Below are 20,933 nucleotides of genomic sequence, written 5' to 3' on the forward strand. Positions count from 1 at the left end.
GGACTTTCTGAGCATTGGGGCCGCACGTCCCAATCCCTCCCTTCGGCAACCTCAAAGGATAGAAAAATGAAAGGTTCCCGTCCCGAACAAGCGGTTCTGACCCGCGAAACGGACATGAGCAAGACGGAAGACACGCGCCGCGTGATCGAAACGATGGTTGATGGTCTGAATGATCACCGCATTGATGACATCGGTGAATTCTTCGCCGAAGGTTTTCGCTGGATGGGCAATCAGGGCTGCGGCACCAAGACCGGCCTGCAGGAATTTCAGGATAACTGGCAGCGCCCGTTTCAAGCCGCGTTTTCGGATAAGGTCTGCGTTGACGAAGCGCGCCTTTACATGGGTGAATGGGCCGCCGCCTTCGGCCGCCAGGAAGCCACGCATTCCGGCGAATTTCTGGGCATTGCCCCCACAGGCAAGCGTGTCGAAATCAGGTACATGGACTTCTGGAAAGTGGTCGACGGCAAAATTGTCGACAACTGGGTGAATGTCGACTTTGCCCACGTTGCGGCTCAGCTGGGCGTGGACCTGTTCAACGGCGAAGGCTGGGAAGCATTTGACCGCGGCGAGAAGACTCCGCCACGGCCGGAAAACTGAGGATTGGAAAGATGGCAATCGAGTATCTTAAACGCGGCAAATCCGATGCGGATCGGGCGGAAGATGATGCCAAGACCCGCGCCGTGGTTGAAGCGACGCTGAAAGACATCGAAACCCGTGGGGATGCCGCGGTGCGAGAGTTGAGTGAGAAGTTCGACAACTACTCACCTGCCTCGTTCCGCCTGAGCCAGCAGGAAATTGATGACCTGATCGGGCAATTGTCCGATCGTGAGCTGGCCGATATCAAATTCGCGCAGGAACAGGTGCGCAACTTTGCGCAGGCGCAGCGGGATTCAATGCTGGACATCGAGGTCGAAACCCTGCCCGGTGTCATCCTGGGGCATAAGAACATCCCGGTGCAATCCGTGGGTTGCTATGTTCCGGGCGGCAAATTCCCGATGGTCGCCTCGGCGCATATGTCGGTGGCGACCGCTTCGGTCGCCGGTGTTCCGCGCATCATCGCCTGCACGCCCCCGTTTCAGGGCAAACCCAATGCAGCGGTAATTGCCGCCATGCACTTGGGTGGCGCGCATGAGATATATGTCATGGGCGGCATTCAGGCCATCGGGGCCATGGCATTGGGCACCGAAACAATCGATCCGGTTCACATGCTTGTTGGCCCCGGAAACGCCTTTGTCGCGGAAGCCAAACGTCAGTTGTTCGGTCGTGTCGGGATCGATCTTTTTGCAGGGCCGACCGAAACGATGGTCATTGCCGACGAGACCGCCGCAGATGCGGAGCTGTGCGCAACCGATCTGCTGGGGCAGGCCGAGCATGGATACAACAGCCCCTGCGTTCTGCTGACCAACTCACGCAATCTGGCCAATGACACCTTGGCCGAGGTCGACCGGCTGCTGGGCATCCTTCCAACCGCGGATACCGCGAAGGTGTCGTGGGACGAATATGGTGAGGTGATCGTTTGCGACACCTATGACGAGATGTTGCAGGTTGCCGATGACATTGCCTCGGAACATGTGCAGGTGATGACTGACCGCGACGACTGGTTCCTTGAGAACATGACCTGCTATGGGGCGTTGTTCCTTGGGCCGCGCACCAATGTTTCGAACGGGGACAAGGTGATTGGCACAAACCACACGCTGCCCACCAAGAAGGCCGGGCGTTACACGGGTGGTCTTTGGGTTGGCAAATACCTGAAGACGCACAGCTATCAAAAAGTTCTGACGGATGAGGCCGCGACACTGATCGGCGAGTATGGCTCGCGCCTGTGCATGCTCGAAGGGTTCGTTGGCCACGCGGAACAGTGCAACGTTCGCGTGCGCCGATATGGCGGAATCAATGTGCCCTACGGTGCGCCCGCCCCTTACCGGGACGCTGCTGAATGAGTGACAAACACACACATCACAAGGCCCTGATCGAACCGCTCAGGGCTGCGATGTACGATTTCAATGAGGCAGGCGTACGACAGGCTTTGGCGGAGGTCACGTCACCGGATGCCGTGTTCCGTCTGTGTCATCCCTTTGGGGACAGCGTCGGCAGTGATGATTTCTATGACACTGGCTACAAAGACTTGCTGGCGGCCTGGCCCGATCTTGAACGGCGGGACTATATCGTCATGGCCGGCCCGGACGAGTTTGGCGCAGATTGGGTCGGGTGTGGCGGCTATTACACCGGTGTTTTCACCGGCCCCTGGCTGGACATCCCGCCGACGGGTCATCAAGTCACGATGCGGTTTCATGAATTCTTCCGCATCGAAAACGGCAAGATCGTCGAGATGCAGGCCCTGTGGGACATCCCCGAAGTCATGATGCAGGCGAATGCCTGGCCGATGGCGCCAAGTCTGGGCCGTGAATGGCACGTCCCAGGCCCCGCCACCCAGGACGGGTTTGTCCCCGGCCCTTATGATGAAACCAAGGGAAAACAGACCTGCCAGCATATCATCGACATGCTTGATCATCTCAAGAAACACCCGTCTCAAGGCGGCCCCGAAGTGATGGAGATGGAACGGTTCTGGCACCCGCGCATGAACTGGTACGGTCCTTCGGGCATCGGCACCGGGCGCGGGTTTGCGGGGTTCCGCAACTGGCATCAGATCCCGTTCCTGAACGGTATGCCGGATCGCGGGCAGTTCGTGGACGACATCACCTATCACTTCTTCGGTGACGGGGAATATGCAGCTGTGACGGGCTGGCCCAACATGATCCAGACCGTCACAGACGATGGTTGGATGGGCATCGCTCCGTCAGGCAAGAAGATCACCATGCGCAGCCTCGATTTCTGGCGTTTGGAAAACGGCAGGATCCGGGAAAACTGGGTGCTCGTTGATTTGCTGGATGCGTACCGGCAGCTTGGCGTTGACGTCTTTGCCCGTCTGCGTGAATTCAATAAAGCCCGAAATATGGGTCGTATTGAAATACCGGATGGAATGAGCTGATGACTAAACTGCCGCGCACCCCTTCATTTTCTCTGAATGGAAAAACCGCCCTTGTGACCGGAGCCTCCTCTGGTATCGGGCAAGGATGCGCGGTAGCGCTGGCCGAGGCGGGTGCACATGTAGTTTGCGCGGCCAGAGGAGCGGATCGGTTGAATGAGACAGTTTCCGCTCTGAAAGAGAAGGGATGGTCAGCCGAAGCGCTTGTGATGGATCAGGGTGATTTGGACGCCCTGAAACAGCTTTTCGATCACCGCGCCTTCGATATCGTGGTGAATTCGGCGGGCGTGGCGCGCCACAGCCCGGCTATCGAGACAACACCCGATGACTTTGATGTTGTCACCAACGTCAATTTGCGTTCGGCCTACTTCTTGTCGGCCTACGCCGCCCGCGCTTTGATCAAGGCAGGAAAGCCGGGTTCGATCATCCATATATCCAGCCAGATGGGGCATGTTGGCGGGGTTGATCGGGCGCTTTATTGCGCGACCAAGCATGGGTTGGAAGGCATGGTCAAATCCATGGCCATCGAATGGGGCAAACAGGGCATTCGGATCAATACGGTCTGTCCGACTTTCATCCGAACGCCGTTGACCCAGTCCACATTCGACAATCCTGAACGTGCCGCGTGGATCATGGAGAAGATCAAACTGGATCGCGTGGGCGAAGTCGAAGACATCATGGGCGCGGTACGCTATCTCGCCTCGGACGCCTCGGCACTGGTTACCGGCACCTCAATGTTGATTGACGGAGGTTGGACGGCAGACTGATGGCTGAGAAAGTAACATCCCTCCAGGTTGCCCAATTGGCCGGCGTTAGCCAGTCTGCCGTTAGCCGCGTCTTCACGCCCGGTGCCTCGGTCAGCAAAAAGACCGAAGAAAAAGTGCGCAAGGCTGCGTCTGAACTGGGCTATCGCCCCAACGTGCTGGCACGCGCGATGGTGTCCGGCAAAAGCAGGATCATCGGTTTGGTGGTCGCCTATCTGGACAATTACTTCTACCCCGAGGCGCTCGAGAAACTGTCCAATGCCTTGCAGGAACAGGGCTATCACGTTCTGATTTTCATGGCCTCCAGAACCGCTGGAAACATAGACGACGTGATGGAGGAAATCCTTGATTATCAAGTCGATGGCGTCGTTCTGGCATCCGTTGCGATGTCTTCAGACATTGCCACCCGGTGCCAGCAGGCGGGTGTGCCGGTGGTTTTGTTCAACCGCAGCCAGGACCTCGACGGGATCACATCTGTTACTTCTGACAACTATGCCGGTGGTCGCAAAGTTGCGGAATTTCTGATCACCGCCGGGCACAGTCGTATCGCCTACATTGCCGGTTGGCCGGGTGCCTCAACCCAGCGGGACCGCGAGGCCGGATTCCGCGCCGCGCTCAACGATGCGGGCCAGGAATTGTATGCGCACGACATCGGAGATTTTCACACCGAGAAAGCGCGTTTAGCTGCCCGCCGGATGTTTGATGTCGAACCGCAGAAACGACCTGACGCCGTGTTTGTCGCCAATGATCACATGGCGCTTGCGGTCATGGACGTCATTCGGTTCGAGTTGGGATTGCGCGTGCCCGAAGACGTGTCTGTCGTTGGTTACGATGACGTCCCTCAGGCCGGATGGCTTGCCTACAACCTTACGACCATTCGCCAGCGGGCAAATTTGATGGTTGCTGAGACCGTTGATGCCCTGCTGGATCATATCGAAAACCCGACAGCTGCTTCGGCACGCAAAGTCGCCATTGATGGGCCGCTGATCGTGCGCACATCGGCACGTCTGCCCAAAGGCTGGACACCTCAAAGGATGAATTCATGAAAGGTTTCGATCCCAAGTTCCGGGATTTCCCCGACTATATCATCGGCATCACCAAAGAGATCTGGGAAGATCGGGGTATCGCCACGCTGCATGAGTATTACAGCGAAGACATTGTGGTACGCTCACCCGGTTCGGTGGTGTTGGGCAATCAGAATGTGATCGGCGCGACCATGGCAACGCTAGCCGAGTTTCCGGACCGGCAGCTGCTAGGCGAAGACGTGATCTGGTCCGGCACACCGGAAGAGGGCATGTTGAGCTCTCATCGGATCATTTCAACGGCCACGCATTTGGCCGAGGGTGTCTATGGCAAGCCCACCGGCACCAAGCTGCGTTACCGGATTCTTGCGGATTGTCACGCCATCGACAATCAGATCAACGATGAATGGCTGATCCGCGATCAGGGCGCGATAGTGCGCCAGATGGGCTGGGACCCTAAAGAATACGCCGCTGATCTGATTGCCCGGGAAGGCGGCAAAGAGAACTGCGTCAAACCTCTGACACCCGAAATTGATCAGCCTGGACCATACAAAGGCCATGGGAATGACAATGAATGGGGGCAGCGCTACGCCGACATTCTGACGCGGATCATGAACGCAGATATGGGCGTGATCGGTTCAGAATATGACCGCGCTGTTCAGTCAGAATATGTGGGTGGTGTAACCGGGCATGGCTGGCAGGCCATCGACCGCTTCTGGATGGGACTGCGGGCGAGTTTTCCGAATGCGGAATTCAAGATCGAGCATCAGATCGGGCGAGATGACCCTGATATGCCTCCGCGTGCGGCAATTCGCTGGAGCCTTTGGGGCAAGCATGACGGCTGGGGCGTGTTTGGCGCGCCGACTGGTGCGCAGGTTTATGTCCTCGGGATCAGCCACGCTGAATTCGGCGCACTTGTTGCGGGGCAGCCGCAGTTGCGCCGTGAATACACCCTGTTCGATGAAACCTCGGTCTGGAAGCAGATCCTGTTGCAGAACGGCGAGGTCTGAGTGGGCCGCCCGGTCTCATATCGCATCCTGTCGGGCGGTCTGTCCGAGCCCCGGACCGTTCGGCTTTTCCATATGTACCGTCAAAGCCTGAGGGCGCGGCGACTGAACCTGCGCCCGCCCGGAAAGTAAGGGCCTGTCCTACTTGGGCACACGAGCTTTCTTTCCAAAAACGCTGAATCGGATCGTACGTCATGACAAAATCATCCATCCCTTCCCGCATCGTCCGCTATGGCGAGCTTCAACCCTGTAAAACCGCTTTTATCGATGCCCATACTCCCGGCAGCGATCAGAAAGAGAACTTCACGATAATCGGCGGCGGCGTCTCGGAATCTCCGGACCAGCATGTCCACATCACTGACAAGATCGGCTTCAACATCGGAGCGGCAGGGCAGCCGCCGAAATGCCGCAACTCACTGCACAGCCACACCACCGCCGAGGTCTTTTTCGTTGCCAAGGGTCGTTGGCGGTTTTTCTGGGGCCGCTATGGTACGGCCGGGGAATTCATCGCCGAGGAAGGAGACATCTTCAACATTCCAACGGGTATTTTCCGGGGCTTTGAGAATGTCGGCCAGGATTACGGAATGATCATGTCGATCCTGGGCGGAGACGATGCGGGTGGCGGCGTCACCTGGGCGCCTCAAGTGATCGAAGATGCGCAGGCACACGGTCTGATGCTGGGCGACAATGGCGTTCTGTACGACTCCAAACTGGGCCAGGAACTGCCCCACAATGTCCGCCCGATGCCTGTGCTGACCGAAGAACAGCTGAAAAGCTATCCCGAAGTTCCAATCGAGGATGTGGTGGGCAGATACGTTGCGCGGTATTGGGATCTGATGGCGTTGTCGGCCAATAAGCCCGCAAAGGTGATTGGCGAAAACGCGTTGATCAAGGACAAACCCGGATTCGAGGTCGATTTTCTGGGGCGCGGATCCGCAGTGACCCAACCGATCGCTGCCGAGAAACCAGTGGTTCTGATGCCGGCCAGCGGTCACTGGCGTGTTTCGATTGACGGGTACGAGACCACGATCTCGGTAGGCGACACGGCCTTGGTTCTTCCCCGCGAAACCTATGGTATTCAGCCATCCATGACCGGACAGGCGGGCCTGTACCGCATCACCGCAACCGATGACCCGGCAGGAGCGACCTGGACAGGATGAACGCGGACCCGAATGACACCCACGCCGTTTATGAACGGCAGGCAACCGAGTATGACAGGCGCCGTTCCAAGGCCCTGTTCGAAGCGCGCTGGTTGGCGCGCTTCACGGCCAGCCTGAAGCCGGGTGACCGCGTATTGGACCTGGGCTGTGGCTCGGGCGACCCCATCGCACGTTGGTTCATGGCCGAAGGGTTTGACGTCACGGGTATCGATTTTTCCGACGCCATGCTTGCCATAGCCCGCGACCGTTGGCCCGATGGCGACTGGCGCAACGCGGATATGCGGAATTTTGAACTGGATCAGCAGTTCGACGGCATCATTGCCTGGAACAGCTTTTTCCACCTGACGGCGGACGAGCAGAAAGACTGTATCGCCCGGATGGCGCGCCATTTGCGACCCAAGGGAATGCTCATGCTGACCGTCGGACCTCGTGCCGGAGAGGTCAGCGGCACAGTGGGATCAGAGCTTGTCTACCACGCGTCGCTGTCCCCGGCCGGTTACGCCGGGTGTCTTGAGAAAAACGGGCTGCAAATGACCGGATACCTGGCCGAAGACCCAGAAGCCCAAAGCCACACGATCCTGATGGCACGAAAAATTTAAGGAGGTCCCCATGACCGTAAAAACAACACATGTTGGCTCTCTGCCCCGAACGCAGGATGTCGTGGATTTTATTTTTGCCCGCGAAAACGGCGAACCTTATGACACAGGCGCCTTTGATACCTGCATGGCCAACGCCGTGGCCGAAACGGTGCGCAAACAGGTCGAAGCCGGTGTAGATATCGTCAGCGACGGCGAAACTTCGAAAATCTCCTATGCGACCTATGTCAAAGATCGCTACACCGGGTTTTCGGGCGACAGCCCTCGTAACGCGCCGGCAGACTTGAAGATGTTCCCCGGCTTTCTGCAAAGACTGGCCGATGACGGCGGTACGCCACAATACGCAAGGCCGATGTGCACGGGTGAGGTGCGATCAAAAGGGCAGGGCGAGTTGCAAAAGGACATCGCCAATCTCAAGGCGGCCATGGCTCGACACGGGGCCGAGCGCGGCTTCATGAATGCCGCGTCTCCCGGAGTGATCTCGTTGTTTTTGCAGAATGATTTCTACCCTACGCGTGAGGCTTATCTGGCAGCGTTGGCCGACGCGATGAAGGACGAATACGAAACCATCGTCGCCGCCGGGTTGGACCTGCAACTGGATTGCCCCGATCTTGCCCTGTCACGCCACATGCTGTTCACCGACCTGTCGGATGAGGCGTTCATCAAGATTGCCGACATGCATGTCGAGGCCCTGAACCACGCGCTTCAGAACGTCCCGCAGGATCGGGTACGGGTACATATTTGCTGGGGCAACTACGAAGGCCCTCATTGCTGCGACATCGCCATGGACAAGGTCTTCAGTACCCTGATGGCGACCAAGTCGCGCTATGTCCTGTTCGAAACATCCAATCCGCGGCATGCCCATGAATGGACTGTCTTCCGGGACCGCAAGACCGAGATTCCCGATGACAAGGTTCTGGTGCCCGGCGTGGTCGACACCACGACCAATTTCGTCGAACATCCCGAACTTGTGGCCCAACGGATTGACCGGTTCACGGAAATCGTGGGACCGGACCGGGTGATCGCGGGCAGCGATTGCGGCTTTGGCACTTTTGCGGGTTTCGGCGCCGTCGATCCCCAGATCGCCTATGCCAAGCTGGCGGCGTTGTCCGAAGGGGCAAAGCTGGCTTCGGCATGAAACCTCTGATCCTGTTGCCGGGCATGATGTGTGATGCCCGGCTTTTTGGCCCCCAGATCAATGCTCTGTCGGGCAGAATGCCCGTGATGACCTTTCCGTTGTCTCATCACGACAGCATAGAGGCCATGGCCCAGGATATCCTTGGAAATGCGCCGCCGGTTTTCGCGCTGGCCGGGCTGTCCATGGGGGGTATCGTGGCGATGGAGGTCACGCGCCAAGCTCCCGAACGTGTTTCGCGTCTGGCCTTGCTTGACACCAATCCACTGGCGGAAAAGCCAGAGGTAAAAGCGCGTCGTACGCCGCAGATGTCCGCCGTTCGCAAGGGTCAGCTGAGGACCGTGATGCGTGACGAGATGAAGCCCGGTTATCTGGCTGACGGACCGAACCGGGGGGCGATTCTGGATCTGTGCATGGCAATGGCCACCGACCTGGGCCCAGACGTTTTCATACGTCAGTCCAAGGCACTTATGAACCGACCGGACCAAAGCGAGACACTGACGGCCTATGCCGGAAGGGCTCTGGTTTTGTGCGGGCATGAAGACCGGCTTTGCCCAGTTGAACGCCACCGACTTATGCATGACCTGTTGCCACGAAGCGCGCTTGAGATCATCGGCGACGCGGGCCATCTCCCGACATTGGAACAACCTGAAAAAACAACAGCGGCGCTGTCCCGCTGGCTGGAGGACACATGACACCGTCCCTTTTGTCTTTGCTTCGCAAAGTCGATACGCCAACTGTCTGCAATGCCATCGAGGTGGCACAGGGCAGGCGCGGGTTCGACAGGTTCACACGTGGCACCATGCTAAGCTCGGCCCCCGAAGGGCGTGCCATCGTCGGCTATGCGCGCACCGCCAAAATTGCTGCGGTCAATCCCCCGACCGAGCCGCCCGAAGTCATCAAAGCCCGACGTATGGCCTATTACAGGTACATGGCCGAGGCACCCGGCCCTTCAATCGCCGTGATCGAGGATCTGGATTATCCCGATTGCATCGGCGCATATTGGGGTGAGATCAATACGACGGTTCACAAGGGTTTCGGCATGTCTGGCGCTCTGACCAACGGTGTCATGCGGGATCTCGGGGATTTGCCTTCAGGGTTCCCGGTTGTCGCTGGTTCCATCGGCCCGAGCCATGGTTTCGTCCACGTCCGCGAGATTGACACTCAGGTTTCGATTTTTGGTCTGACAGTTGACCCCGGTGATCTGGTTCACGCCGATCGTCATGGTGCATTGGTCATACCGAATGATGTCGTTGATCAATTGGAAGGTGCCATCCAAAAACTTTTGGCGACAGAACGTATTGTTCTGGACGCAGCCCGCGAGCCCGCGTTTGATTTCGAAGCATTCGAAACCGCCTGGGCCGCCTTTGAAAAAGCAAGGGTCTGATCGCAGGGGTCGGAAACAATGAAAGCCGGCTGGGTGAAAAGCACTTACAAGTCCTTTGCTCGTCAACCCAGAGCAAGACGGCCTCTGCCAACGCAATGCCCGTGACGAAGTGTTACCCACATCCGTCTGTCCGGTGGCCGCGTCGCGCCGCTGCTGGTGACGCCCGAACGCAAACCGGACCGTTTCAGATAGAAGTCCATTACACCGGAGTGTAAGGGGGTTCAGATCCGTTCAGCCCCGTGTACAATCCGCGTTTCCAGACAGGTTCCGGAAAGAACAATCAAACCTTGTGAAAAGCGGCGCCCTGCGCATCCCTTCGCTGTTCTCCGATCACGTTCAGCATGGCATCTACATCTGCACGTACGGCTTGTGTTGCCGCTTCGCGCACCGGGCCAAAACCGCGGATATCCAGCGGGGCTGACAGGATTTTCAGGCAGGTTTCCGCCTCCAGCTCGGGGCTGACTTCTTCGATGCGATCCAAGACAGCCAGAAACCAGGCCAGGGTTTCGTTTTCAAGCTTGCGGTCCCTTGAAAACCGGAATGGATCAAGCCAGCCGCCGCGAAGCCTGCGTGCACGCGAAAGGAGCCTCAGAACGGGGGTCATCCAACCACCATAGCTTCGCTTGCGCGGTCGCCCGCGTGCATCCTTGCGACCGCTCAGAACCGGTGGCGCGAGGTGGTACTTGATCCGAAAATCCCCTTCGAACTCGGACCGCAGTTGTTTCTCGAATTGTTGCGATGTCAGCAACCGAGCAACCTCGTATTCGTCCTTGATTGCCATGAGGCGAAACAGGGATTTTGCCGCAAGCGAAAGCGCTTCCTCGCGTATCTGGTCAGGCAGTGCTGCGGACAGACGGGCCAGGCGATCCCGGTACTTTTGCGCATAACCGTCATCGTGATAGGTCGCCAATTCATCGGACCGGTAATCGATTATCTGCTGCGATGTTTCTTGCGAAAAGCTCTTCTCCTTCGGATTCAGCATCTGTGGGTTTGCAGCGATCACCCGCCCCAGATCAAAGGCCATTATGTTGGCCTCGATCGCGGTTCCATTGAGCTTGATCGCCTGTTTGATTGCAACCTCACTGATTGGAATGTTCCCCAGCTGCCACGCGACACCAAACAGCAAGGTATTGGCAAAGACCGAATCCCCCAGCAAATCCACAGCCAACTGGTTTGCATCCAACGCGAAGACATTTTCTTCGCCGACGGTCCGGCGTATCAGCGCTTCTCGTTCGTCGACCTGGAGCTGGGCATCGCGGTGCAAAACAAGGTCGCCTGTTGGCATTTCCGCACGGTTCAGTACGACCTTTGTGCCCTTGCGATAGTGAACCGAGGCTTTGGGCGCCGAAGACACGACCACGTCACACCCGATGACGGTGTCGGCGCTATTGGCCTCAATTCGGACCTGATTGATTTCTTCGGGCGTGCGGGCAATGCGAACATAGCCGACAACCGTACCGAATTTCTGGGCGAACCCGGTGAAATCCAGCACGCTGACGCCTTTGCCTTCCAAATGCGCCGCCATCGTCAGAACGGCGCCCACCGTTACGACACCGGTGCCGCCGACCCCACCGACCAAAAGATCGTACGGCGCGTGCAGGTCAGGAAGCTGCGGGTCGGGAACCTTGGCAAGAAGCGACGGGATATCCAGTTTCTGCCTGGGTTCCTTTCGCCGCACCGCCCCTTCCACCGTAATGAAACTGGGGCAAAACCCGTTCAGGCAGGAAAAGTCCTTGTTGCACGAGTTCAGGTTGACCTTTCGCTTGCGGCCCAATGGGGTTTCCAATGGTTCAATACTCAGACAGTTGCTTTCGACCGAGCAATCGCCGCAGCCTTCGCACACCGCGGGGTTGATGAAAGCAAACCGCTTGGGGTCTTCTGTTTTGCCACGCTTGCGGCGACGACGTTTCTCGGTGGCGCAGGTCTGCTCGTAGATTAAAACCGTCACACCTTGGATGTCACGCAACTCACGCTGCACCGCATCCATCTCTTCCCGGGGGTGAAAGCTCGTTCGTGCCGGAAAATCGCTGGAATCGAATTTCGTAATGTCGTCTGAAACCAACGCGATCCGGTCCACACCTTCTGCGCGACAGGTCTGGGCGATCCCGGAAACGCTGATAGGGCCATCAACAGGCTGCCCCCCCGTCATTGCCACTGCGTCATTGTAAAGGATCTTGTAGGTGATGTTCGTACCCGCCGCCACGGCCTGGCGAATGGCAAGCGACCCGGAATGATACCAAGTGCCCTCGCCAAGGTTTTGAAAGATATGTTTGTTGCCATTGAATTTCGAGGCAACAACATGCGGCACACCTTCCCCACCCATCTGCGCATAACCGACCGTGTTGCGGTTCATCCAACTTGCCATCACGTGACAGCCGATTCCTGACGCAGCCATGCTTCCATCGGGGACTTTGGTGGATGTGTTGTGGGGACAACCCGAGCAAAAATACGGAGCCCTGACCGCACCCGGAACATTCAGGACGGATGGCGGTTCGTCCGTCAGCGCCTTCGCCTTTTCAAGGAAACCCTCTTCCGGGAAAAAACGGTCGAGTCGCTCTGCAACGACTGGGATCAGGTTCAACGGGCTCAACTCTCCGGTCCAGGGAATCAACGGATCGCCCGCTGCGCGGTGTTTTCCGACCATCTTTTCGGGTTTGTCCCCCGGCCAGTCATAGAAATATTCCTTGAACTGGCTTTCGATGATCCCGCGTTTTTCCTCGACGACCAGCACCTCTTTTTTACCACGGACGAAAGACAGCGCATCGCGCCGCGCCAAAGGCCAAACCATCCCGACCTTGTAGATGTCGATGCCCAAACGGCGGCATCCGCTTTCGTCGAGCCCCAGAAGGCGCAGCACTTCCATCAGGTCCAGATGGCTTTTGCCCGTTGTGACAATCCCGAATGGGGCATCCTTGATGTCATAGATGCGCCGGTCGATCGGGTTCGCCTCGACAAAAGCCTCGACTGCCCGCAACTTGTGTTCGATCCGCGTCTCGATGGCCGGGCTTGGCAAATCGGCGCTGCGCACGTGCAAGCCGCCCGGCGGCAGATCTATTTCCGGCAAGGTAAATTTACGGTCCGGCTTCAACCGCACGGATTGCCCGCTTTCCACGGTTTCCGAAATCGCCTTGAACCCGACCCAGGTGCCCGAGTATCGGCTCAGCGCGATCCCGTATTCACCGAACTCCAGGTATTCAGCCACGTTGGCCGGGTTCAGCGTTGGCATGAACCAGGTCATGAAGGCGACGTCGGACTGATGCGGCATTGAAGAAGACACGCAGCCATGATCGTCACCCGCGACAACCAGTACCCCGCCCTTCGGCGACGAGCCATAGGCATTGCCATGGCGCAACGCGTCCCCTGAACGGTCAACTCCGGGGCCCTTCCCGTACCACATCGAAAACACGCCCTCGACCTCACAATCGGGATCAAGCGAGGCCTGCTGGGCACCAAGAACCGCTGTTGCGCCGAGGTCTTCGTTTACGGCCGGCATGAATGTGATCCTGGCCGCCTCGGTTTCCTCTTTCGCTCGCCACAGCTCCAGATCCAACCCACCAAGAGGAGACCCCCGATATCCGGAAATGAACCCGGCCGTGTTGTTTCCTGCTGCTGCGTCCCTGCGGGCCTGGTCTAACATGATGCGCACCAGAGCTTGCGTTCCCGTCAGGAAAACACGACCCTTTGAGGCTTTGTATCGGTCCGAAAGGGCGTAAGTATCGAATTTCAGGGACTGGTCAGTCATGAACACCTCGCCTTTTTTGGATATTTTACCGGAAATTTTTGAAGAATCTGTTCTGTCTTCCCGACGTTTCCTAGAATTCTTGAAAAATCATCTCTTCTTTTGTCGCAATTTGGGGTATTTTTCTCGGATGCTTCTCGACTCACGTGACTGCCAACTTCTCGCGCTGCTTCAAAAGGACTGTCGCATCTCAAATGCTGACCTTGCACAACGGGTGGGCATGTCATCCTCTGCTTGCTGGCGTCGTGTCCGTGTGTTTGAAGAGGCCGGCCTGATTTCGCAGTACCGTGCCGAATTGTCGCCTGAACACGCCGGGCTTTCGTTTCAGGCCCTGGTGCATGTTCATCTGACCCGGCACAATCCGGAACATCTTGAACGGTTCATTGCAGCGATCGAGAAGCGCCCTGAAGTCATGGAATGCTACGCAACGACCGGGCAGGCAGATTACCACATGCGGGTGATCTGCAAGGATATCGGGGCTTACAACGTTTTTCTTGAAGAATTCCTGTTTCGCCTGCCGGCGGTGGAAAGCGCGCAAACAAATGTCGTTCTGCGCGAAATCAAACGCAGCAACGCCCTGCCCATTCCTTCCTGTTGAGATCGGTTCCCGGGTGGGGCTTTCCGGCTGGTATCGGCTTTGTTGCAAAGCTTTGAACGCACCAAGCGAAAGATCCACTCGAACCCGTTCCCAAGCTACGATTTGGCCCGCCAAACTCCACGGAATTGATGTTCATAGAATTTTTCACGCATCAGGTCTGGGAGCGCCCCCAAAAACCGTCGCGCAATTCAGCTTCAAGGCAGGTAAAACGTGGTTGCCTTTTCGACCGCAACCTTTTGGATTCCGCCTTCTGCGCCGCCCTCTGGGCGGAAGCTTCCATCGACGCCGAACAGCCGCAAAACCGAATTTCGAAACTGAAGCCATTTTTTTGCTTCGCGTTTCGATTTTCCTGTTTTCTTTTCCCGTGCTTGCATCGAGTCCGGCTCCTGTTCGCTGCCGTCATCCCGAGTGTAGCATCGTTCCTTTGCTTTTTCAGATTTTTATCAGAGAACCTTACGACTATTTCGCAATTTCGTCGATCAGCCGCGTCTCGAGAAGCTGGCCATTCTGGTACAGCACCGGGTAAGCAATAGATGCGATATGGCTGTTGAACTCCCGGAACGCCCGCAACGTCTCAAGATGAATATCACTGGTTTCGAAGCTTTCCCGTGACCCGTGCTGCAATCGGCGCAGATGTCGTTTTCGGCTTTCACGTTCCACCCGCTTGATTTCGGTCTTCTCAAGGCTCAGCAGGCGCGCGCTTTCCAGATCGTCTGAAATAAGCACGTTTGATGCCAGCTTCATGTTGGCCAGAATGCCCTCGTGCATCTGAACGAGTTCCGACCAGCCTTCCTGCGAGAAACTCGAGCCTTTGGCCCGCATTTCACCCGCCAACACGGTCAAACGCTTGGCCACGACATCACCGGCCGTCTCCAGCCGGATAGCGAACTCCATCAGGTCGCGTGCGGATTTTTCATCCTTTTTTTCATATACATCCGGTGGAATCGCCGAAACGAATGCCCTGATCCCGGACAGGCAATTGTTCACGTCCTCGTCGATGGCCTGTACCGCTCGAATCTGTTGTTTGTCGCCACTGCGATACAATTCCAGGCAAGGCCGGAACATGGTTTCGACAAGGTCGCTCATCCGCAGCAGCTCACGTTTGAGGCTTGGTAGGGCCTGGCTGGGATTTGCCACATTGCCTATGTCCAATGCGCTGGCCGGTCGTGCCGGTTGCGGAACCAGTTCCTTCTTCTGATCCGGCAAAAACCTTTCGAACAGAACTTTCAATCTCCCGCAAAATGGCAAGGCCAGAAGCAGCAGTGACAGGTTGAACAAAACATGCACATTGACCAGCATCTGCCCGCCTTGCGGGTCTCCTAACAACCCGGTCCGCAAAGCCATGTTGGCGGCAAACAAACTCACCAAAGCCCAACTGCCACGCAATGCCAGGTTGGCATATGGAATGCGCCGGGACTGGACTGGCATGGCGCGGGTGAGCCAGACCGGAATGAAGGCAGAGCCGAAATTCGCGCCAAACACCAAAGACATCCCGGCGGCGAACGGGATCGCTCCGATCTGCACAAGGGTGACACACATGAGGATGGCCGCCACCGAAGAATGCATGATGAAAGCCAAGGCGCCCCCGACCAGAAACGCGGTGATATAATCGCGCGCCAGATAATCCGCCACCGCGGGCAGAAACGCGCTGTCCCGAATGGGATCCATTGCCTCGCGAAGGAACCGAAGCGAGATCAGGATAAAGGCCACGCCCATCAGGATGCGCCCCATTTGCCGGGTTTTTTTGGCGTCGGTCTTTACGAACAGATACCCCCCAACCGCCAACAGCATCGGAACAAGCCAGTCCAGCCGGAACGAAAGAATCTGGATGATCAGCGCCGACCCCAGATCGCCGCCAAGCACAATCGCAAGGCCGGCAGGAAAACTGAGCATTCCACTGGCCGCAAACCCCGAGGTCAACAGAGCAACAGCCGCCGAGCTTTGCAACACGACCGCCATCGTCAACCCAACCACCGAGGCCTGAAGGTAGCTGCGTTGTTGGGTCATTACCCGCTGGAAAGACGCCCCATAGCTGCGCTCGATCCCGGTTCGCACCATACGAACCGCGTAAAGCAGCAGCATCGTCGCCCCGGCAAGGCTGATAAGGAAGCTGACAATTGCCATACTCTACCCCGTTATTCTTTTTGGCCCAGCTTGTCGCGGCGCATTGAATTATTCATGTTACCGGCCGCGATCGGGAAGGGATACATCCCATTTTGGCCTACAAGGCGTAAACTCCTGTGAGCTTCACCGCAAGCACTTGACCGCGCTTTGACGGAACATCCGTCACTTATGAACTTGGCCAAGGGCCCCCGGAAGGGCGCGGCCCCTGATCCTATTGTGACACGAGATCGGTAAGGGGCGTCAACTCTCGGCCTTGATTGCAGCAATTACGATATCGATTGCGCGGTCCAGTTCCAAACGCGAGATCGTCAGCGGCGGTGACAGTGTCAGAACGCACCCCTGGCTGATCTTATAGCTCAGACCGGCCTCGAGACAGGCATAATAGATCCGTTCGGCGCACGCGTTCCCCGGTGTTTTGTCGGCGCGATCATCGACGATTTCGATCCCGAACATCAGGCCCCTTCCCCGGATGTCTCCGACAATCGGAACGTTCTGAAGTTCATCCATCAAGCGACCAATGGCATGTTCACCCAGTTCGGCTGACCGGCGAACCAGGCCTTCGTCTTCGATGATCTGAATTGTCGTCAAAGCGGCACGGGCGGTGACCGGGTTTTTTTCGTGCGTGTAATGCCCGATGGCAAAATCTCCGCAGACATCTAGTTGCTTACGGGCGACACAGGCGGCAATAGGCAGGATGCCGCCGCCAAGCGCCTTCCCAAGTGTCACGATGTCCGGGATGATCTCGTCATGTTCAAAGGCGAACATCCTGCCCGTCTTGCCAAGACCCGTCGGGATTTCATCCATGATCAACAGCGCCCCGTGACGGTTGCATGCCTCGCGCACCGTCTTCCAGAACCCCGGCGGAGGGACATAGGGCACGGCACGCATCGGTTCCGCAATGACTGCCGCCACATCTCCTTCGCGCTCGAGGACATATTCGACCATTTTCGCACAAGCCAGCCCGCAGGTTTCGGGGCCCGCATGATTGTACGGGCATCGATAGCAGGCAAAGGGGGCGACATGTTCGGTACCGGACAAAAGGGGCCCCGCAATGTGACTGCGAAAGGTCGCCTCTCCGCCGACACTTGCGGCGCCGAAACCCGCGCCATGGAAGGCATCCCAGAAGCTGATTGTTTTGAAACGACCGGTGGCGGCACGCGCGATCCTGAGGGCAACCTCGTTGGCGTCGGATCCGCCAGTGGTAAAGAGCATTTTGCCCAGATCACCAGGCACGATCTCTGCCAGTTTTTCAGCCAGCTCCACCGCCGAATCATTGGTAAAGCGGCGGGGCGCAAAGGGCAGATCGTCAAGCTGTGCCTTTATGGCGGCTACCAAGCGGGGATGGCCATACCCGATGTGGTGTACCGAGTTGCCGTGGAAATCCATGTACCGGCGGCCCTCGATATCTTCGATCCAGAGCCCTTCGGCCTTTGCAATGGTGCTGACGCAGGGTGAGGACAGAGATTGATGCAGGAAAACGTTCGCATCGCGTTTGAGCAATGGCGATGATTTCGGCCCCGTCGATTTTTGCAGCCACGCCTTGCGCGCCTCGGACGTGTTTGATTCCCCTTCAGTGTGGACAATTTGTGGCATCGCCGCTCCTCTTTGCCGTCATCAAAAGATGCGGACCCCGCAAGGCCCGCCAGTACCAGGGAGGAACTGTGTTGCCCTTTCCGCAAAAGGAGTAAGGGCAACAGACTCAGTTAGGCCACGGCAGCGAATAGGTTTTGACGTTGGTGAAAAACTTCATCGCTTCGATGACGCCTTCCTTCACCCCGTTTCCACTGTCCTTGATGCCGCCAAAGGGCGACATTTCAATGCGGTAACCCGGCTGTTCCCAGATGTTGCAGGTGCCGACGTTCAACCCGTTGATGAAGGCAATCGCCCGGTTCAGATCATTGGTGCAGACACCCGAAGACAGGCCGAACTCGGTTCCGTTTGAAATTGCCATCACCTCTTCGTCGTTGTCCGGCACACGAACGATCGGCACGATGGGACCAAAGGTTTCCTCCATCACCAGCTCGCTGTCATGGGGAACCTTGTCGACGACGATTGGCGGCAGCAGCGCCCCCTGACGACCGGGGTGGTACAGAATTTCAGCACCCTCTTTTTCCGCCTGAAAAACGCGGTTTTCAAAAATTTCGGCGGCCTTGTCATGGATCACGCATCCCAATTCGGTTTCCGGGTCTTGCGGATCGCCGAACTTGATCTTCTTGGCCTTTTCAAGAACCAGCGGCACGAATGTATCGGCCACACTTTCCTGCACGAGAATGCGCTTGACCGCCGTACACCGCTGGCCGGAATTTCCGGTAGCCCCCGCCACCGCAATGGCTGCCGCCTTGTCCAGATCGGCCTCACTCAGGTCATTCAGAACGATCAGAGGGTCGTTGCCGCCAAGTTCCAGCGCCTGACGCTTGTAGACGCCCTTTTCGGCGATCATCTTGCCCACGGGCACACCGCCGGTGAAGGTGATGATATCGATGTGTTCATTGGTGATCATTTCGTCGCCAATGTCACCGGGCCAACCTGTCACGACCTGGAACATCTCGGGCGGCAATCCGGCCTCATAGAGAATGTCAGCCAGTGTCAATGCGGTCAGCGGCGTCAGCTCGGTCGGTTTGCAAACCATGCAATTGTTGGTGGCAATCGACGGCGCGATCTTGTGGCTGACCATGTTCAGCGGGTGATTGAACGGCGTGATCGCGCTGATTGCCTTCACCGGTTCTCGGGTGGTGAAAATCTTGCGGGCCTTGCCATTGTGGGTCAGGTCGCAGGAGAAGATCTCACCATCATCCTTCAGTGCCTCGGCCGCCGCGAATTGATACACGTCCTGCGCGCGCTTGGTTTCGTAGATCGCATGCTGGTGACAGATCCCCAACTCCAGCGTCAGCCATTTCGCAAGATAATCGCGCTTTTCGCCGATCAGCTCGCCTGCCCGTTGCAGGATCTGGCTGCGCTCGTATCGGGTCAGCTTGGGTTTGTAATTCGCCGCGATCTCAAACGCCCGGCGCGCATGTTCGGCTGTACCGGCTGGTACGTGACCCACAACCTCGTTTGTGTACGGGTAGAGAACGGGAACGGTGTCATCGGTAAAGACTATTTCGCCGCCGATCCGCATTCCCTCGTTGCGTACTTCGATTTTCGACATGGTCTGATCTTTCATAGCTTACTGGGCCGCCGCTGTTGTTGCGTAGAAGAAGGCATCGAAATTGCGCAGCACGGGTTGGTTTGGCAGGTCGATGACACGGTTCACGATGAAGGGAACTTCCTGCTCGGTCAAACCACCATGGCTGCGCAACGGCTCTTTGAGTGCTGCCAGATCGTGGCGATGCTCGGACGTGCCGATGCAGATGTTTTCACCGGAAACCATCACGATGTCGCCAATGCGGTCGCCCGGCAATTCGAATTGCTCGATCGCCTCGGCCTTGGTCAGCACATGAGTGATGCCGCTGGTCGCCTTGAGCTTGCTGATGATGTCGTCCTGGTCTGCTCCGTCAGGCAAATAAGCGGTTGCAAAAGATCCCAACGCGCCATGATGCACGACGTAAGGATCGGTAATCGGAAGAATGACCCGCGCCGCATCCTTGCCCAGCCATTCGTCCATCAGGTCTTGCACGTACACCACCGAGGGGGATCCATCCGCCAAATGCTTTGGCTTCATGCCGTGATCCGCGGTCACCACGATGGCCGCACCCAATTCATCCAGTTCGCCAAGATACCGGTCGAACATGGCATAGAAATCGAGTGCGCCTTTTTGATCGGGTGCAAACTTGTGCTGGATATAGTCGGTCGTCGACAAATACATCACGTCGGGCTTGAACTCTTTCAGCAGCTTGACGCCAGCGGCAAAGACAAATTCGGAAAGCTCTGCCGAGTAGACCTCGGGGACGTCCATGCCCAGCCATTCGCTGGCGTTGTCGATGCCATGTTCCGCCAGCGTCGTTTCACCCGACCGTTCGGAAGAAAACGCAACCGCCCTGCCCTCGTCAAATTTCAGCCCGGCCCCCAACAGCGCGCGCAGCTTGTCCTTGGCGGTTACCATCGCCACGCGGAAACCTGCGTCGTAGAATTGGGAAAAAATGGTCGGCGCACGCAGGAAGCGGACATCATTCATCATCACTTCCTCACCGCTGTCGGGGTCGATGAGGTAGTTGCCGCAGATGCCATGCACGATCGGAGGGCGCCCGGTGGCAATCGAAAGATTGTTGGGGTTGGTGAAGGACGGGATAACGGAATGGGCCAGTCGGTCCGTGCCCTCTTCGCGTATCCGCTTGAGATTGGGCATCAGCCCTTTCGCAATCGCGACATCAAGGTATTCGGGCTCGCATCCATCAAGGCAGATGGCAATGGCAGGCACCTTCGGCGTCGGATAGACGCGCTCATTTGCTTCGACAGGGGTTTGAATGGTCATCTGT

At 57.4% G+C, this 20,933-nt stretch carries 17 protein-coding genes; 12 read left to right on the forward strand and 5 right to left on the reverse strand.

Annotated elements, in window-relative coordinates:
- Nucleotides 1–66: 66 nt before the first annotated feature.
- The 11 genes from I9184_RS18425 to I9184_RS18475 all read left to right on the forward strand — a co-directional run bounded on the left by I9184_RS18425 (nt 67) and on the right by I9184_RS18475 (nt 10,057).
- Nucleotides 67–597, forward strand: a complete 531-nt coding sequence (locus I9184_RS18425; protein ID WP_171637117.1) for an ester cyclase — start codon at nt 67–69, stop codon at nt 595–597.
- 11 nt (nt 598–608) lie between these two features.
- Nucleotides 609–1,940, forward strand: coding sequence for a histidinol dehydrogenase (gene hisD, locus I9184_RS18430; protein ID WP_171170235.1), 1,332 nt, complete (start codon nt 609–611; stop codon nt 1,938–1,940).
- A complete protein-coding gene (locus I9184_RS18435) occupies nt 1,937–2,989 on the forward strand; it encodes an ester cyclase (protein ID WP_209835379.1) in 1,053 nt (350 codons plus the stop codon). Before hisD ends, I9184_RS18435 begins: the two co-directional genes overlap by 4 nt.
- Nucleotides 2,989–3,753: an SDR family oxidoreductase gene (locus I9184_RS18440; protein ID WP_171723893.1), complete on the forward strand. Its 765-nt coding sequence runs from the start codon at nt 2,989–2,991 to the stop codon at nt 3,751–3,753. The genes I9184_RS18435 and I9184_RS18440 overlap by 1 nt, the downstream gene beginning before the upstream one ends.
- Nucleotides 3,753–4,796 carry a LacI family DNA-binding transcriptional regulator gene (locus I9184_RS18445; protein WP_209835380.1) on the forward strand — a complete coding sequence of 348 codons (1,044 nt, stop codon included), beginning with the start codon at nt 3,753–3,755 and terminating at the stop codon, nt 4,794–4,796. The genes I9184_RS18440 and I9184_RS18445 overlap by 1 nt, the downstream gene beginning before the upstream one ends.
- Nucleotides 4,793–5,782, forward strand: a complete 990-nt coding sequence (locus I9184_RS18450) for an ester cyclase (protein WP_171723894.1) — start codon at nt 4,793–4,795, stop codon at nt 5,780–5,782. The genes I9184_RS18445 and I9184_RS18450 overlap by 4 nt, the downstream gene beginning before the upstream one ends.
- 191 nt (nt 5,783–5,973) lie before the next feature.
- Nucleotides 5,974–6,939 carry a cupin gene (locus I9184_RS18455; protein WP_171723895.1) on the forward strand — a complete coding sequence of 322 codons (966 nt, stop codon included), beginning with the start codon at nt 5,974–5,976 and terminating at the stop codon, nt 6,937–6,939.
- Nucleotides 6,936–7,538: a class I SAM-dependent methyltransferase gene (locus I9184_RS18460; protein WP_171723896.1), complete on the forward strand. Its 603-nt coding sequence runs from the start codon at nt 6,936–6,938 to the stop codon at nt 7,536–7,538. The genes I9184_RS18455 and I9184_RS18460 overlap by 4 nt, the downstream gene beginning before the upstream one ends.
- 10 nt (nt 7,539–7,548) lie before the next feature.
- Complete coding sequence (locus I9184_RS18465) at nt 7,549–8,673, forward strand: cobalamin-independent methionine synthase II family protein (protein ID WP_209835381.1); 1,125 nt, start codon at nt 7,549–7,551, stop codon at nt 8,671–8,673.
- Complete coding sequence (locus I9184_RS18470; protein WP_171637129.1) at nt 8,670–9,365, forward strand: alpha/beta fold hydrolase; 696 nt, start codon at nt 8,670–8,672, stop codon at nt 9,363–9,365. The genes I9184_RS18465 and I9184_RS18470 overlap by 4 nt, the downstream gene beginning before the upstream one ends.
- Nucleotides 9,362–10,057, forward strand: a complete 696-nt coding sequence (locus tag I9184_RS18475) for an RraA family protein (RefSeq protein WP_209835382.1) — start codon at nt 9,362–9,364, stop codon at nt 10,055–10,057. The genes I9184_RS18470 and I9184_RS18475 overlap by 4 nt, the downstream gene beginning before the upstream one ends.
- Nucleotides 10,058–10,337: 280 nt before the next feature.
- Here I9184_RS18475 and I9184_RS18480 read toward each other — a convergent pair whose 3' ends face one another.
- A complete protein-coding gene (locus tag I9184_RS18480; protein WP_209835383.1) occupies nt 10,338–13,799 on the reverse strand; it encodes an indolepyruvate ferredoxin oxidoreductase family protein in 3,462 nt (1,153 codons plus the stop codon).
- A gap of 127 nt (nt 13,800–13,926) precedes the next feature.
- Between I9184_RS18480 and I9184_RS18485 the strand changes: the two genes are divergently transcribed.
- Nucleotides 13,927–14,394: an Lrp/AsnC family transcriptional regulator gene (locus tag I9184_RS18485; protein WP_171637228.1), complete on the forward strand. Its 468-nt coding sequence runs from the start codon at nt 13,927–13,929 to the stop codon at nt 14,392–14,394.
- Between the two features lie 459 nt (nt 14,395–14,853).
- Here I9184_RS18485 and I9184_RS18490 read toward each other — a convergent pair whose 3' ends face one another.
- The 4 genes from I9184_RS18490 to phnA all read right to left on the reverse strand — a co-directional run bounded on the left by I9184_RS18490 (nt 14,854) and on the right by phnA (nt 20,929).
- Nucleotides 14,854–16,518, reverse strand: a complete 1,665-nt coding sequence (locus tag I9184_RS18490) for a Na/Pi cotransporter family protein (protein WP_171723900.1) — start codon at nt 16,516–16,518, stop codon at nt 14,854–14,856.
- 240 nt (nt 16,519–16,758) lie between these two features.
- Nucleotides 16,759–18,111, reverse strand: coding sequence for an aspartate aminotransferase family protein (locus I9184_RS18495; RefSeq protein ID WP_209835384.1), 1,353 nt, complete (start codon nt 18,109–18,111; stop codon nt 16,759–16,761).
- Between the two features lie 106 nt (nt 18,112–18,217).
- A complete protein-coding gene (gene phnY, locus I9184_RS18500; protein WP_209835385.1) occupies nt 18,218–19,666 on the reverse strand; it encodes a phosphonoacetaldehyde dehydrogenase in 1,449 nt (482 codons plus the stop codon).
- An 18-nt stretch (nt 19,667–19,684) separates the two neighbouring features.
- Complete coding sequence (gene phnA / locus I9184_RS18505) at nt 19,685–20,929, reverse strand: phosphonoacetate hydrolase (protein WP_171637143.1); 1,245 nt, start codon at nt 20,927–20,929, stop codon at nt 19,685–19,687.
- Nucleotides 20,930–20,933 lie beyond the last annotated feature (4 nt).

It is taken from the genome of Ruegeria sp. HKCCE3926 (assembly GCF_017872515.1).
Lineage (GTDB): Bacteria > Pseudomonadota > Alphaproteobacteria > Rhodobacterales > Rhodobacteraceae > Ruegeria.

Excerpts from the sequence above, each read along its gene's own strand:
- phnY (WP_209835385.1), bottom strand. The coding sequence starts at position 19,666 with ATGTCGAAAATCGAAGTACGCAACGAGGGAATGCGGATCGGCGGCGAA.
- I9184_RS18485 (WP_171637228.1), top strand. The coding sequence starts at position 13,927 with ATGCTTCTCGACTCACGTGACTGCCAACTTCTCGCGCTGCTTCAAAAG.
- I9184_RS18455 (WP_171723895.1), top strand. The coding sequence starts at position 5,974 with ATGACAAAATCATCCATCCCTTCCCGCATCGTCCGCTATGGCGAGCTT.
- I9184_RS18480 (WP_209835383.1), bottom strand. The coding sequence starts at position 13,799 with ATGACTGACCAGTCCCTGAAATTCGATACTTACGCCCTTTCGGACCGA.
- I9184_RS18495 (WP_209835384.1), bottom strand. The coding sequence starts at position 18,111 with ATGCCACAAATTGTCCACACTGAAGGGGAATCAAACACGTCCGAGGCG.
- I9184_RS18475 (WP_209835382.1), top strand. The coding sequence starts at position 9,362 with ATGACACCGTCCCTTTTGTCTTTGCTTCGCAAAGTCGATACGCCAACT.
- I9184_RS18450 (WP_171723894.1), top strand. The coding sequence starts at position 4,793 with ATGAAAGGTTTCGATCCCAAGTTCCGGGATTTCCCCGACTATATCATC.
- I9184_RS18435 (WP_209835379.1), top strand. The coding sequence starts at position 1,937 with ATGAGTGACAAACACACACATCACAAGGCCCTGATCGAACCGCTCAGG.
- I9184_RS18470 (WP_171637129.1), top strand. The coding sequence starts at position 8,670 with ATGAAACCTCTGATCCTGTTGCCGGGCATGATGTGTGATGCCCGGCTT.
- I9184_RS18490 (WP_171723900.1), bottom strand. The coding sequence starts at position 16,518 with ATGGCAATTGTCAGCTTCCTTATCAGCCTTGCCGGGGCGACGATGCTG.
- I9184_RS18425 (WP_171637117.1), top strand. The coding sequence starts at position 67 with ATGAAAGGTTCCCGTCCCGAACAAGCGGTTCTGACCCGCGAAACGGAC.
- phnA (WP_171637143.1), bottom strand. The coding sequence starts at position 20,929 with ATGACCATTCAAACCCCTGTCGAAGCAAATGAGCGCGTCTATCCGACG.
- I9184_RS18445 (WP_209835380.1), top strand. The coding sequence starts at position 3,753 with ATGGCTGAGAAAGTAACATCCCTCCAGGTTGCCCAATTGGCCGGCGTT.
- I9184_RS18440 (WP_171723893.1), top strand. The coding sequence starts at position 2,989 with ATGACTAAACTGCCGCGCACCCCTTCATTTTCTCTGAATGGAAAAACC.
- I9184_RS18460 (WP_171723896.1), top strand. The coding sequence starts at position 6,936 with ATGAACGCGGACCCGAATGACACCCACGCCGTTTATGAACGGCAGGCA.
- I9184_RS18465 (WP_209835381.1), top strand. The coding sequence starts at position 7,549 with ATGACCGTAAAAACAACACATGTTGGCTCTCTGCCCCGAACGCAGGAT.
- hisD (WP_171170235.1), top strand. The coding sequence starts at position 609 with ATGGCAATCGAGTATCTTAAACGCGGCAAATCCGATGCGGATCGGGCG.